This window comes from Psychrobacter sp. Marseille-P5312 (assembly GCF_900291405.1).
GTDB classification, from domain to species: Bacteria; Pseudomonadota; Gammaproteobacteria; order Pseudomonadales; family Moraxellaceae; genus Psychrobacter; species Psychrobacter celer.
On the sequence record NZ_OLML01000001.1, the window covers coordinates 1,987,082 to 2,001,448 of the forward strand.

11 protein-coding genes are annotated in these 14,367 nt (G+C 48.1%); all 11 read left to right on the forward strand.

What is annotated here, in order from left to right; translation table 11 throughout:
* The first annotated feature begins 252 nt into the window (after window positions 1-252).
* The 11 genes from C6W44_RS08615 to der all read left to right on the forward strand — a co-directional run bounded on the left by C6W44_RS08615 (window position 253) and on the right by der (window position 14,122).
* Window positions 253-1,560 carry an ATP phosphoribosyltransferase regulatory subunit gene (locus C6W44_RS08615; protein WP_105245019.1) on the forward strand — a complete coding sequence of 436 codons (1,308 nt, stop codon included), beginning with the start codon at window positions 253-255 and terminating at the stop codon, window positions 1,558-1,560.
* A 201-nt stretch (window positions 1,561-1,761) separates the two neighbouring features.
* Window positions 1,762-3,051 carry an adenylosuccinate synthase gene (locus C6W44_RS08620; protein ID WP_075101505.1) on the forward strand — a complete coding sequence of 430 codons (1,290 nt, stop codon included), beginning with the start codon at window positions 1,762-1,764 and terminating at the stop codon, window positions 3,049-3,051.
* Window positions 3,052-3,401: 350 nt separating this feature from the next.
* The gene (ndk, locus tag C6W44_RS08625; protein WP_100749128.1) at window positions 3,402-3,833 is read left to right on the forward strand and encodes a nucleoside-diphosphate kinase; all 432 of its coding nucleotides are present in this window, start codon (window positions 3,402-3,404) and stop codon (window positions 3,831-3,833) included.
* 372 nt (window positions 3,834-4,205) lie between these two features.
* Complete coding sequence (gene rlmN / locus C6W44_RS08630) at window positions 4,206-5,441, forward strand: 23S rRNA (adenine(2503)-C(2))-methyltransferase RlmN (protein ID WP_192994768.1); 1,236 nt, start codon at window positions 4,206-4,208, stop codon at window positions 5,439-5,441.
* A 157-nt stretch (window positions 5,442-5,598) separates the two neighbouring features.
* Window positions 5,599-6,498 (forward strand): type IV pilus biogenesis/stability protein PilW, encoded by a 900-nt coding sequence (gene pilW, locus C6W44_RS08635; protein WP_413772320.1) that lies wholly within the window; start codon window positions 5,599-5,601, stop codon window positions 6,496-6,498.
* The gene (locus C6W44_RS08640; protein WP_105245021.1) at window positions 6,495-7,304 is read left to right on the forward strand and encodes a helix-turn-helix domain-containing protein; all 810 of its coding nucleotides are present in this window, start codon (window positions 6,495-6,497) and stop codon (window positions 7,302-7,304) included. The genes pilW and C6W44_RS08640 overlap by 4 nt, the downstream gene beginning before the upstream one ends.
* A 91-nt stretch (window positions 7,305-7,395) precedes the next feature.
* Window positions 7,396-8,511 (forward strand): flavodoxin-dependent (E)-4-hydroxy-3-methylbut-2-enyl-diphosphate synthase, encoded by a 1,116-nt coding sequence (ispG, locus tag C6W44_RS08645; RefSeq protein WP_105245022.1) that lies wholly within the window; start codon window positions 7,396-7,398, stop codon window positions 8,509-8,511.
* Between the two features lie 98 nt (window positions 8,512-8,609).
* Complete coding sequence (gene hisS / locus C6W44_RS08650) at window positions 8,610-9,899, forward strand: histidine--tRNA ligase (RefSeq protein ID WP_105245023.1); 1,290 nt, start codon at window positions 8,610-8,612, stop codon at window positions 9,897-9,899.
* A gap of 99 nt (window positions 9,900-9,998) precedes the next feature.
* Window positions 9,999-10,799, forward strand: a complete 801-nt coding sequence (locus C6W44_RS08655) for a YfgM family protein (RefSeq protein WP_105245024.1) — start codon at window positions 9,999-10,001, stop codon at window positions 10,797-10,799.
* Window positions 10,800-11,073: 274 nt separating this feature from the next.
* A complete protein-coding gene (gene bamB, locus C6W44_RS08660) occupies window positions 11,074-12,282 on the forward strand; it encodes an outer membrane protein assembly factor BamB (RefSeq protein WP_105246591.1) in 1,209 nt (402 codons plus the stop codon).
* Between the two features lie 418 nt (window positions 12,283-12,700).
* Window positions 12,701-14,122 (forward strand): ribosome biogenesis GTPase Der, encoded by a 1,422-nt coding sequence (gene der, locus C6W44_RS08665; RefSeq protein WP_105245025.1) that lies wholly within the window; start codon window positions 12,701-12,703, stop codon window positions 14,120-14,122.
* Window positions 14,123-14,367 lie beyond the last annotated feature (245 nt).

The following is a 14,367-nucleotide window of genomic DNA, read 5'->3' on the forward strand; positions in this document are numbered from 1 at the left end:
AAACTAAAGCATAAAGTGCCTTGATTATTTATCTCTGTTTATTAGCGCATAAAGATACTCGTCTTATCATCCTAAATTATACTTATTACTCACCCTGTTGCGGTTACCTAGTTTGTTTATAAATAATTGGGTCAATGATGTTGTGTGTTAAAAACACAACGATACGATGTCAATGCCCTTATAAATACAACCTTTTAGTACCGCATCAGTACCGCGTTTTTTGGTAAGCGATACGCCAAACAAGGATTTATTGTGTCTGTCAGTTCTGATTCTGCAAAACCTGCCCAGTTAAATGCAACAAAAAATGCGGCCACTCAGCCTGCCGATAGCGTTGCTAAACCCAATAGCATGCCCTACCTAAACCATTTTGCCAGCGATGTGGCCAACAGTTGGCTGTTGCCTGATGGCGTGGTGGATGTGTTGTTTGAAGACGCACATAAGCAAGAGGTGCTTAGGTACCAATTGACGCAGCAGCTGATCACTCATGGCTATCAGTTGGTCAATCCGCCGATGATTGAGTTTACTGAGTCACTGTTAAGTGACGCCTCAGAAGATTTGAAACGTCAGACGTTCAAGATCATCGATCAGCTGACGGGTCGTTTGATGGGCTTGCGTGCCGATATTACCCCGCAGATTTTGCGTATTGATGCGCATCACGGCGGTACAGGTATTGCGCGTTATTGCTATGCAGGCGATGTGATTCACACCTTGCCATCAGGACTGTTTGGTTCACGTACGCCCTTGCAGTTAGGCGCTGAGATATTTGGCTGCGCCGATTTGGCAGCCGATATCGAGCTGATTGATGTCTTGTTTGGGATGGTCAATACACTAGATATGAGCGCGGCACTGCATATTGACTTGGGTCATGTGGCGATATTTAAGCGTTTGGCTGAGATGGCTGCGCTATCTGACAGCGACGCTGAGCAATTGATGCATTTATATGCCAATAAAAACCTACCAGAGCTCAAACGCATTTGCCAAGCATTGCCGATGGGCGATGACTTTTATGCCTTAGCGCGTTTTGGTCACGATATCGATAATTTGCTGACCAAGCTCTCTACTGCCGCGCAGCAAGATAAACAGATATCTACGGCTATCGATGAGCTACAGCGCCTAAAAACGCACCTAAAAACGCAGTGGCAGTGTCCGGTGAGTATCGATGTGACTGAGCTATCAGGCTATCACTATCATACTGGCATTGTCTTTAATGGCTATATCAATAGCGAGACGCAGCCGCTGGTACGCGGCGGGCGTTTTGATGGTATGCAAAGCGGTGGCCATCTGTCCGCCAGCCAGCCACGTGAAGCCACAGGATTTAGTATGGATGTCAGCCGCTTGCTGGCGCACACGCAGCTTGAAGCGCCAAGTATCGTGCTGATCGATTATCAAGCCGCCATTCAAGCAAGCCCTGAGCAGCGACAAACCTTGCTCCAGCAGGCCACCAGCTTACGCGAGCAGGGCTACCGTGTCACCATGCCACTAAACGCGGACGATCGTCCCGATGGCGTGACACATCGTTTGGGTTTTGCTGACAATCAATGGCAACTACAAACTATCTAGCTTAACTAGATTCAGTTTGGCTGACTTATAGGTATAGTTACAGTGGCATCTCCGTTTGGATAAAGACTTTAAGATAAAACATACTTGGTTTGGCGCGGCAATGATAAGCGCGCTGAGCACAAGCATCAAACACTGCTAACATCACGTTAGTTTTGCAACCGTTATTGCACACATCTCAATACATAAAGGTAAGGATTGATCATGGGTAAGAATGTCGTAGTTTTGGGTAGCCAATGGGGCGATGAAGGTAAGGGTAAAATCGTTGATTTACTTACCGAAAAAGCCTCAGCCGTTGCTCGTTTTCAAGGCGGTCACAACGCTGGGCACACACTGGTTGTCGATGGCAAAACCACCGTCCTACATTTGATCCCATCTGGTATCTTGCGCGAAGGCGTCACCTGCTTCATCGGTAACGGTGTGGTACTAGCGCCAGATGCCCTACTAAAAGAGATAAAAGATCTAGAAGCCAACAACGTACCAGTACGCGAGCGTCTACGTATCTCGCCAAACTGCCCACTCATCATGCCATATCACGTGGCACTTGACCAAGCACGCGAAGCCAAACGCGGTACAGGAAAAATCGGTACCACAGGTCGCGGCATTGGCCCTGCGTATGAGGACAAAGTGGCGCGCCGTGCCATCAAGCTTGCTGACTTGTTCCGTGATGATTTAGAAGAAAAACTACGTAACCTAATCGAATATCACAACTTCCAACTGACACAGTATTATAAAGTCGATGCCATCGATTTTGATGAGACCTTTAAGCTGTGCCAAGAGTGGCGCGAAGAGATCAAAGGCATGGTTACTGATGTGACCGAAGACCTCAATCAATTGCGCCTTTCTGGCAAAAACCTAATGTTTGAGGGTGCACAAGGCACGCTACTTGATATCGACCACGGTACCTATCCGTTTGTGACCAGCTCTAGCGTCACTGCGGGCGGTGTATCGACTGGTACAGGTATCGGTCCCTTGTATTTAGACTATGTATTGGGTATTACTAAAGCTTACACTACGCGTGTTGGTAGTGGTCCATTCCCAACTGAATTGTTTGATGATGTTGGTGCTCATTTGGCCAAAGTCGGTCATGAGTTTGGTGCAACCACCGGCCGCGCGCGTCGCTGTGGTTGGTTTGATGCTGAGGCATTACGCCGTGCGGTGGTATTGAACTCTATGTCAGGTATCTGCTTGACCAAGCTTGACGTCTTAGACGGTCTTGAAGAATTGCTAATCGGTGTGGGTTACAACCTCCCTGAGACAGAATGTGCTGGCGCGCACGACGCAGAGTTTTATGAGTCTGTCACACCGAAGTACGAAACGATGGAAGGTTGGAGCGAGTCTACCGTTGGTATTACCAACTATGACGACCTACCAGAAAACGCCAAAAAATACATCAAACGTATCGAAGCATTGATTGGCTGCCCAGTAGATATCATCTCAACCGGCCCTGACCGCGAAGAGACCATCGTACTTCGTGACCCGTATGATGCTTAGTGCTTACTATAAGTCTTGGTGTTATAAGCATTAACTGGCTTGTAGTATTCATCAAGTAGTATCAATTAAACGAACCCCAGTGCTGAGCATTGGGGTTCTTTTTGGTCAATATGATGACCGTATTAACAATTAGCGGATCATAAATTTACTTTTATGCAAGGTATGGTCATAAATTAATCCTATCATTTATAGCCTCAATCATTATAATAGGCAACAATCCTATGTTGACGCTCGTGTTTTGCTATCGATAAATCATGAGTTATCCGCTTCGTCGACATGGCGGCCAACGTTAAAACAAAGCATTTACCCCTTTATTTTTACCAAACTGACCCCCTATTAGGAGTTTTTTTATGGCTAACGAACGTACTTTATCTATCATCAAGCCTGATGCCGTCGCTGGCAACAACATCGGCGCTATTTATAGCCGTTTTGAAGAAGCGGGTTTAAAAATCGTTGCTGCAAAAATGTTGCATCTTGATGACAAAAAAGCAGGCGGTTTTTACGCTGAGCATGCCGAGCGTCCATTTTATAATGCTTTGGTCTCATTCATGACTTCAGGCCCTGTCGTCGTTTCTGTATTAGAAGGCGAAAACGCCATTGCTAAGCACCGTGAAATCATGGGCGCAACCAACCCAGCCGACGCTGCCGAAGGCACTATCCGTGCTGACTTTGCTAGCAGCATCGACGAAAACGCGGTTCATGGTTCAGATTCAGCTGAGTCAGCAGCACGTGAAATCAGCTACTTCTTTAATGATGATGAAGTATGTGCACGTACGCGCTAAGAGCAGCCAGTTATTGATAGCAGCCGAGAGGTTGGTTATGAATAATTTGTGTCGCAAGACGGCTTATATCTGATGGGTATAAGCCGTTTTAGCTATTTTGGTTTGTCTGTTTTTTCGCCGTCTTTGTGTTATTGAAATTTTTTACTATTTGCCTCATTATTGTCTTTATCTAGCATTATCAATCCTTTATCAGTATAGCTACTCATTTTTTGTGCTTGTCGCTATGTATGATTGGCATAAGTACAAGAGACGCTGCGCTCATAGTGGATTGCTAATGGCCATATTTGCCATAAGGCGTATGGAGAGCAACACTCATCGCTTATATCAACAATTGCCACGCTTAATTTAGCTGATGCAAAAAGGTTTCCTATTATGTCCACTGTTCAATCTCCGATCCAGCATGTCCCTGCCACCTCCAAAGCCAGCATCAAGCTGGTCGATGAAGCGCAGGCCAAGACCAATCTTTTGGGGATGACCCAAGCACAATTGGCTGACTATTTTAAAAGCCTCGGCGAAAAGCCCTTTCGCGCGACGCAGGTGATTAAATGGATATATCAGCACGGGGTGACAGATTTTGAGCAGATGACCAATCTGAGCAAGTCACTGCGCGATAAATTGTCGCTGAATGCCTGCGTGACTCCGCCTAAGGTTATTCATCGTCAGTACAGTGATGATGGTACGCGTAAATGGGTGTTTGAAGTGACGGGCGGCTCGCTGGTGGAGACGGTATTGATTCCGGCGGATGATAATAAATCAAATGGCCGCAAAACTTTGTGTATCTCTTCGCAAGTCGGCTGCGCGCTCGACTGTAGTTTTTGTAGTACCGGTAAGCAGGGTTTTGAGCGCGATCTGACGGCGGCTGAGATCATCGGGCAGCTGTGGGTGGCCAATGCTTCCTACATGAGCGATGATAATGACAGCTTAGAGGCTGTCGATCATAGTGCTTGGGAAAACCATGTCACCAACGTGGTGATGATGGGTATGGGTGAGCCTTTATTAAACTACAAGCCTGTAATCGGCTCGATGGAGATTATGCTCAGCGACCATGCTTATGGCCTCTCAAAACGCCGTGTGACATTGTCGACCTCAGGCGTGGTACCCAAGATGTATCAGCTGGCACAAGATCTCGATGTGGCTTTGGCGATATCCTTGCACGCGCCCAATGATGAGTTGCGTGATGAGCTGGTGCCTATCAATAAGAAATACCCGTTAAGTGAGCTGATCGCCGCGGCAAAAAACTATGTGTATGATGTCAATCCACGCCACAAAAAACACGTCACCATTGAGTATGTCATGCTTGATGGCGTCAATGACAGCGATGAGCATGCGCGGCAGTTGGTGGCGTTGTTGGATGGTCTACCAAGTAAGATTAATTTGATACCGTTTAATCCGTTTCCGCATGCACCATATGACAAATCAAGCAACAACCGCATCCATGCGTTTAGCAATATCTTAAGTGAAGCTGGGTTTGTGTGTACCATTCGTCAAACGCGCGGCGACGATATCGATGCGGCTTGCGGCCAGCTGGTCGGGCAAGTCGCCGACCGCACTCGTCGTTCAGCGGCATGGCAGCAAAGCATCAAAGCGCGTGAAAACGCTGAGTTGTGATTCATCATACAATTAATCACAACTAAATTGTACTTATGGGGGCTAAATCTATTAAACTGATGCTTCGATTATCGAACGCATTGAATCCAGTTTTATGATGGCGGCTATGATGACTTCTAAAAATTCTTGTCAAAATAAGTATCAAAGCGTGTGTTTTTTGACTGACAAACCATGGATGACAGCCACGTTGCCAGTCGTGGCACAGACGGCAGTGACGTCCAAACGGCTACTGCTTGGTATGGCGATGGTGGGGCTGTTTTTGACGGGGTGTCAAAGCACGCCAACCGATGATTTATTGGGGGATACCCCTTATCAGACGTCGACGCGGCCGAGCAATGATCGCAACTTGGATCAACAAGAAATTGCGCGCGTACGCACCTCGCTTGCCGCGCAATATATCCGCAAAAACGAGCTTGATACCGCCCAACGCCAGCTTGAAAAAGCCTTCGCTGCCGATAGCCGTTACGCGCCAGCCTATGATATGATGGGCGTTTTGCTGCAGCAAGAGGGCAGCCGTATTAATCTGCAAAAAGCCGATCAGTACTTTAAAAAAGCCATCGCGCTTGATAAAGACTTTGAGCAAGCTCACAATAACTATGGCGTGTATTTGTCGCAGATGAAACGCTATAAAGAAGCGGCTGAGCAGTTTGAGATTGCAGGGGCAGCGCTTGGCTACGAAGGTCGTATCGGCGCGCTGGAAAACCTAGGCCGAACCTACCTACAGATGGGCGACCGTACTGCTGCGGCCAAAGCGTTTTTGCGCGCGCTAGATGGCAACCGCAATAGCATCATCGCCCATATCGAATTGGTAGATTTATTGCTTGAGCAGCAGCGGGTGGCCCAAGCGCAAAAACTTTATGACGAGACACTGATCTTGGTACAAGGGCAAGGTATCAGCCCGCGTTTGCTATTACAAGGCATCAAACTTGCGGCGGCTCAAAACAACATAACCACACGCCAGCAATTGGCACAGCAGCTTTTATCCGCTTATCCACTAAGTGATGAAGCAAAACAACTGAAGACTTGGCTTAACAATCCAGAGGCACCATGGAAATGACCACCCCATCATCAAACACTCAATCAAACACTCAGGGATCATTTGGTGCCATGTTGCAGCAAGCCCGCAAAACAAAGCAAGTCAGTCTAGAAGAGGCCGCCGCCGAGCTGTTTATTTTAAAGCGTCACCTAAAAGCCTTAGAAGACGAGAATTTTGCAGATTTGCCGCAAGCCGCGTTTGCTCGCGGTTTTGCTATCAACTATGCCAAGTTTTTGGGGTTGGACCCTGTAAAGATCGCCAGCAGCTTTGATGCCGCCTATCCCAATGAGCTAAAACCGTATTCAGTCAACAACATTGATACACCGCTGCGCCCGATGGGCACCTTGCAGCGCGACACTCATAACCGTATTCGTTTCAATCCGTTACTGATTATCGCGGTCATTGGCGTTATTATCTTAGCGGTTTTTTTATTTCGCATGGTCAGTAATGCCAGCAAAGAAAACACCCAAGCACCGACCAACGCTGTCGAAGACATCTCGGCACTCGAGCAGGCTCAAGGCGCTGCTATCGATAGCGAGACAGGCGTGGGTGCCGCAGGCTCTGCGCTTAATATAGGCGCGGCGAGCAGCACCGCGACGCTAGAGGTGATGTTGAGCGACGAGGCGGTGGTGGTGATTACTGATGCGTCAGGGAGCAATCTGATGAATGGCGCTCAAAGCACGGGTAGCTATAAGCTATCTGGCATGCCGCCATTTAATGTACAGATCGATAATGTCGATAATGTCAGCTTAATGCTCAACCAAGAGGCGGTGGCATTAGAGGCGTACGCCACTGATAAGCAAGCCAGTTTTGAGCTTGCGCCATAAGTGATAAGTGGGCAAAAGCATAATGCCGTATCGTTAGGTATCATTGTCAGGGTTTGTTTTTATTTTTTTGCTTTAACCAAAGGGTTTGTCTATGTCAACGTCAGCGCCTATTAACCGTCGTTTTACCAAAAAAATATATGTCGGTGATGTCGCGATTGGGGGTGATGCACCGATTAGTGTGCAAAGCATGACCAATACCGAGACTTGTGATGTGGCCGCGACGGTCGCACAAATCGAGCGCTGCGTAGAAGCAGGCGCTGATCTGATGCGCGTCTCGACCCCGACGATGGATACGGTCAACGCCTTTGCCGAAATCCGTAAACAGGTCAGCGTGCCGCTCATCGCCGATGTGCATTTTGATCATAAGATTGCTTTGGCAGTGGCCGAAGCAGGCGCTGATTGTTTGCGTATCAACCCAGGTAATATCGGTAGTGATGCCAAAGTACGTGAAGTGGTTGCCTGCGCCAAGCATCACAATATCCCGATTCGTATCGGTGTCAACGCAGGCTCGCTAGAAAAAGACATCCAGCGAAAGTATAAAGAGCCGACGGGTGAGGCGATGCTAGAGTCCGCGATGCGCCATATCGATATTTTGGAGCGTCTCAACTTTGATCAGTATAAAGTCTCAGTCAAAGCCAGTAATGTGTTTTTGACATTAGAGGCGTATCGTCTGCTCTCAGCCCAAATTGACAACCCGCTACATCTGGGCGTGACCGAAGCTGGTGTCTATCGCACCGGCGCGGTCAAATCTGCCATTGCATTAGGGGGGCTGCTTCTAGACGGCATCGGCGATACCATTCGTATCTCCCTTGCGGCAGAGCCTGAAGAAGAAATCAAAATTGGCTTTGATATTTTAAAATCGCTAAATATCCGCTCTAACGGTGTCAATTTTATCGCTTGTCCTAGCTGCTCGCGCCAAGAGTTTGATGTGATCAAAGTGATGACAATGTTAGAGTCGCGTCTCGAGGATATTCGTGAGCCGATGGATCTGTCAGTGATTGGCTGTAAAGTAAATGGCCCAGGGGAAGCCAAAGAAGCCGATATCGGTATCGTCGGTGCTGCGCCAAAGTCATTGGTCTACCGTATGGGCGAAAAAAGCCATTTGATCAATACCGAAAACCTAGTCGATGAGATTGAAAGTATGGTGCGCGCCCATGCTGAAGACTTGGCAAAAAAGCGCGAAAATGAGATTATTCGCGTTAAATAAATACCAGTAGCGCTAACGGATACCAGTAGTGCTGTCGCTGTTTTTAGGTTAACTATATAAAAAAGAACTTGTGATAATTGTAAGGATATGACCGTACCATGATCAAAGCTATCAAAGGGTTTAATGATATTTTGCCTACCCAATCGGCAAAATGGCTACAATTAGAGGCGATATTGGCGGATGTGCTGGGTAGGTACGGTTATGAGCATATTCGCCTGCCTATCGTTGAGCAGACTGATTTGTTTGCCCGTGCTATTGGCGGGGCCACCGACATCGTCGAAAAAGAGATGTATAGCTTTGCCGATAAATCTGAGCCGCCCACTCCTTTGACCTTGCGCCCAGAGGGCACCGCAGGCGCGGTAAGGGCTGTAATCGAGCACAATCTACTGCGCGGTGATACGCCCAAACTATGGTACATCGGCCCCATGTTTCGCTATGAGCGTCCGCAAAAAGGCCGCTATCGTCAGTTTCATCAATTAGGAGTCGAAAGCTTCGGTAGTGCGCTGCCCGATGCCGATGCTGAGCTGATCGCGATGACGCATCTGATGTGGCAAGCGCTGGGTCTCAAAGACGAGATGCGCTTGCAACTAAACAGCTTGGGTGAAATCGACGAGCGCCATGCTTATCGTGAGGCCCTAGTCGCTTATCTAACCGACAAACAAGATCAGCTTGACGAGGATAGCAAGCGCCGTCTGACGACCAACCCGCTACGTATCTTAGACAGCAAAGAGGCGAGTACGCAGGCGTTATTGAATGATGCGCCAAAGCTGGCTGAGTTTTTGGGTACGGAGAGTATGGCGCACTTTGAGCAAGTGCAGGCATACTTGACCGCGCTTGGTATCGATTTTGAGATCAATCCGCATCTGGTACGCGGTCTGGATTATTACAATAAGACCGTCTTTGAATGGGTGACAGACAAGCTAGGTAGCCAAGCCACCGTCTGTGCAGGTGGTCGTTATGATGGTTTGATTGGCCAGCTAAAGTCTGTAGGTACCGACGGCAGTAAACCTGCCAAATCTGAGCCTGCCGTTGGATTTGCCATGGGGCTTGAGCGTTTATTATTGTTACTAGAGGCGGTCGCGCCGATGGCAGACGTTTCGGCCTGCGATGTCTTTGTGGTCGCTCATCCAGAAGTCTATAGCGCAGGTATCAAGTATGCCCAAAACCTACGTTATGAGCGTCCAGATATCCGAGTCAAGATGGCAAGTGCCACCAGTCTAAAAGCGCAAATGAAAAAGGCGGATAAATCAGGGGCTGCGCTCACGGTGATTATTGCTCAGCAAGAGCTCGATGACAATTTGGTGAGTATCAAAGATATGCAGACAGGCGAGCAGCGTAGTGTCTCGCAAGACTGGCTATCGAATGCAGACAATTTTTCGCGCCAGTGATGAATGGGTCGATCGATTAGTCAATCAATTAATAGGTTAATCATTTGATATCGGCTTTCGCCTCAGCATTTTTATAACACTTTTATTAGGTAACCCTTTATGGCTTTGACACCCAATTCGCCAAATCCAGACAATTCAATGGACGCGTTAAAGCAGTATGGCAGTTATATCGTCACTGCGATTTTGTTGGCGTTGGCCGCTTATTTTGGTTGGACATACTGGCAAAATAACCATGCGCGCGTTGATACAGTCGCAGCAGATCACTACGCGGATATCCAGCGGCTTAATGAAGAAATCAGTCTGGCGGCGCAAAACCCAGATTTGGAAGCTGAGGCGCAAGAAGCGCTGGCACAAAGCCGCACACAACTGGATAAAGATATCGATGCATTGGTTGCCGCCCACGGCGATTCAGTCTATGCGTGGCAAGCGCTGATGATAAAAGCCCGTCACCAAGTGGATAGTGATGATTTTACCGCCGCGGCAAATACCCTGAAGCAGGCATTGGCAATTGACTTGAACGACGCTGGCCTAAGCGCCATTACCCGTCTACGTTATGCCAACACGCTACTGGCAGCAGGTGATACTGAGGGCGCACTGGCAGAAGCCAAACAAGACATGCCAAGCTCATTTGAAGCCAGTCAGCAAGAGTTGCTAGGCGATATCTATCTAGCACAAAACGATAAAGATTTGGCCATCAACGCTTACAATAATGCGTGGGAGCTGTTACGTGAGCGTCAAGAAATGCGTGCAGTATTGGCACTGAAGATGGAGAGCTTGGGGGTAATGCCTGAGCCCATCGAGGCGCAAGCCAGTCTGATTCAAGAGCCTGCTGTACCAGGGCCTGCGATATCTGAGCCGCCACCAGTGGTAGAGGGCGCATCGGCCGAAGTTACACAGTAGTGGTATTGTATTAGGCGCTATTAACGAATAATAGCGCTGATGTTTTATCAGCACCCTAGGCAGTACCAACAGAATTCTATATGCTAGATTGGCGGCCAGTGGGCTGATCGTGAGAGTAGAGTTGATAAGTGGCTGTTATCTATTTAAAAAAATTTATAACCGTCACCAAGACAATTAAAACCAGGCAGCACTGTGAGCAGATCATTGATGGATGAGCCACAGACTGACCGCCCAATCCACTAATCCATAATAATTTTTGTAGTGAGAACCTATGATGACTCAATCCATTCGCTCGAGCAACATGTCAACAGCCAATATTATCAAAAAGACAGTCATGCATGTGGCCGTACTGGCAGTAATGAGCACTGCAGTGATTGGGTGTAATCGCGGTATCAAGCCTGTCGTCAATGATCCTGTCGATTTGGTACAAATTGCAGAGCCGGTCACTGTGCTACAGCCTGTCTTTAGCGCAGATGTTGGCAATAAAAAAGCCAGTAAAAAAGATCCTTTGGCGCTGCAAGTTGGCTATGCCAATGGTCAAATGGTCACAGCCTCACGCGGTGGCGACTTGATAGGGTTTGATAATGCAGGTGAGCGTCTGTGGTCAGTCAATGTCGGTGATCAAATCACCGGCGGCGTGACAGTAGATGCCTTAAGCCAAACAGCAATCATTAGCACACGTGGCGGTCAGGTGATGGCGTTTGATAGTACAACGGGTGCCAAACGCTGGCAGCAGCAGCTATCAGGGTCGGTATTGACGCCAGCTTTGGTCAGTAATAATCGCGTGATTTTGTCAGCGAATGATGGGTTTTTGCACGGCTTATCTCTACAAACCGGCCAGTCCGTATGGCAGTTTGCCACTCAAGTGCCTGCCATCAGTGTACGCGGTAGCGCTGCGCCAACCCTACTAGACAGCAAGACCGCGTTGCTGGCGACCGCAGATGGCCGTTTGCATGCGGTGACGGTTGATAGTGGTCTGCCGCAGTGGTCGAGACGCGTCGGTGTCGGTATGGGCAGCAGCGAAGTTGAGCGTATGAGCGATGTCGATGGCACGCCTACTGTTGATCAAAACCAGCTGTTTGCAATCAGCTATAGTGGTCAGTTATTGGGTATTGATTTGGCCTCGCGTCAGGTTTTATTTGTCAATGAGCTTGCCAGTCTCAAATCCCTTGCTGTCAATAATCAGCAAGTCATCGCCACCAGCCTAGATGGTAAAGTGGTTGCGTATGATCGCAGCAATGGCGAGATGCTCTGGGAGAGCGATGAGCTGGCGTATCGTCACTTGACCAACCCTGTGATGATTGGTGATTATATCGCGGTCGGTGATTTAGAAGGTGTGGTGCATTTGTTCAACCCTGCCAATGGTCAAATCATCAGCCGTGTACAGACCAAGGGGGCGTTGACCAACTTGCAAGTACAAGGAAGTCGTTTGCTAACGCAGAGCACCTCAGGTCAAGTGGCTATCTGGCAGCTGATACGTTAAGTATTATAGACTGTGTCACGCGGCAGCTGATGAGTCGTGATATTGTTATCAGCCAGCCATTAGACTTGCGGATTGATATCACGATCACTGCTATTATCACTCACGCTGCTAGGTCAGCGTTTTGTGCTTGGTTGTAAACTGCTTGTTTAAACGCAGGCTTTCGCGTACTCTATGCGACCGATATGCGGTAGGTTTACCATATAGACGACATCATTTGATAGATCCGATAAAATGGTGTCTGAGAGATACAATCATCACTGTAGGCTTGCTTATTATAGAGTTTATGTCATAGGGTCGATGATTGTATCTGCTGTCGTTTTATCATTTATATTAATTTGCGGTCACGTACAACAATATTTGCGACTATGATTTTAGTCGCTGTACGGTCTGCCATTGTGCCTTTCACTGAGAGTAACCCATGAGTATCAAGCCTGTGGTCGCCTTAATTGGTCGTCCAAACGTCGGTAAATCCACCTTATTTAACCAGTTTACAAAAAGTCGGCAGGCATTGGTTGCTGATATGTCGGGGCTGACGCGTGACCGTCAGTACGGCGATGCTACCTACGAAAACAAATCGTTTATCGTTGTCGATACGGGTGGTATTGGTGAGGCAGATGATGGCAGTGGCAATATCGATGATTATATGTCTGAGCAATCGCACACAGCGATTCATGAGGCAGATATCATCGTGTTTGTGGTGGATGCGCGGTCTGGGATGATTGGCGCTGATGCTGAGATTGGTAAGTTTTTGCATACATTGGGCAAGCCTGTCTATGTGGTCGCCAACAAAGTCGATGGCGTCCATGATGCCGCGCCTGCGGAGTTTTATGCGCTTGGTTTGGGCGAGCCGTATCCGATGGCCGCCAGCCACGGCCGCGGTGTCGGTAACTTGCTAGAAGTGCTGACCGCTGATATGCCTGAGCAAGAAAACGTCGTCGAACCAAATGGCTTAAAACTTGCCATTGTCGGTCGTCCAAATGTCGGCAAATCTACCTTAGTCAACCGTTTGCTTGGCGAAGATAGGGTGGTGGTGTTTGATATGCCAGGCACCACGCGCGACAGTATTTATATTCCTTATAAACGGGATGGTAAGGACTATGTCCTCATCGACACCGCAGGCGTGCGCCGCCGCGGCAAAATTGATGAAAAAGTAGAAAAATTCTCCGTTATCAAAACCCTACAAGCCATCGAAGACTCCAATGTGACAGTGATTGTCATCGATGCGCAAGAAGGCATCGTCGATCAAGACTTGCATATGATAGGCTATGCGCTCGATGCAGGTCGGGCGCTGGTGGTCGCGATAAACAAATGGGATGGTCTCAGCCAAGACCAAAAAGACTATATCAAGCTTGAGATGGATCGCCGCTTTAGCTTTATTCCTTTTGTGAAAGTGCACCTGATCTCAGCGCTACATGGTACCGGCGTGGGCAACTTATACCCGTCGATTTTGCGCGCTTATCAGTCATCTATGTTTGAGGTATCGACCAATCGCTTGACGCAGATATTGCAAGACGCTGTGACAGCCAACCCACCACCGACCGTCGCAGGTCGCCGTATCAAGCTGCGTTATGCGCATATCGGTGGTCACAACCCACCGGTCATCGTCATTCACGGTAACCAAACCAGTGCGCTACCGAAGAGCTATCAGCGTTACCTCGAAAACCAATTTCGTCAAGTCTTTAAGCTTGAAGGCACACCGCTGAATGTCATCTTTCGACAAAATGACAACCCCTATGCCAATAAAAGCGACACGCCGACGAAAGCAAAAGCGCAGCAGTTACGCCAACGTGAGCGCAATCGGGCAAAAAAATTCACCACCAAAGATAAAAAACCTCGCTAACTTGCTAATGGCTAATTTGCCAGTGGCGAGTGTACGAACCAGTCGCTTTATGATGTCGCCTGTATCGTTGTCACGATAAGGCGGCATAGTCCTGCGCCGCTGTTTTTATTCTCACCTCGTTGTGTATAGTCATCCAATATGAAATTGGCACATCTGATGCCAGTAGGACGGTACTTGCCCAAAAATATCTGCATGTTTTTCTTATCACTTCTGCAAAATACCTGTAGTATGAATAAAAAGTTGTC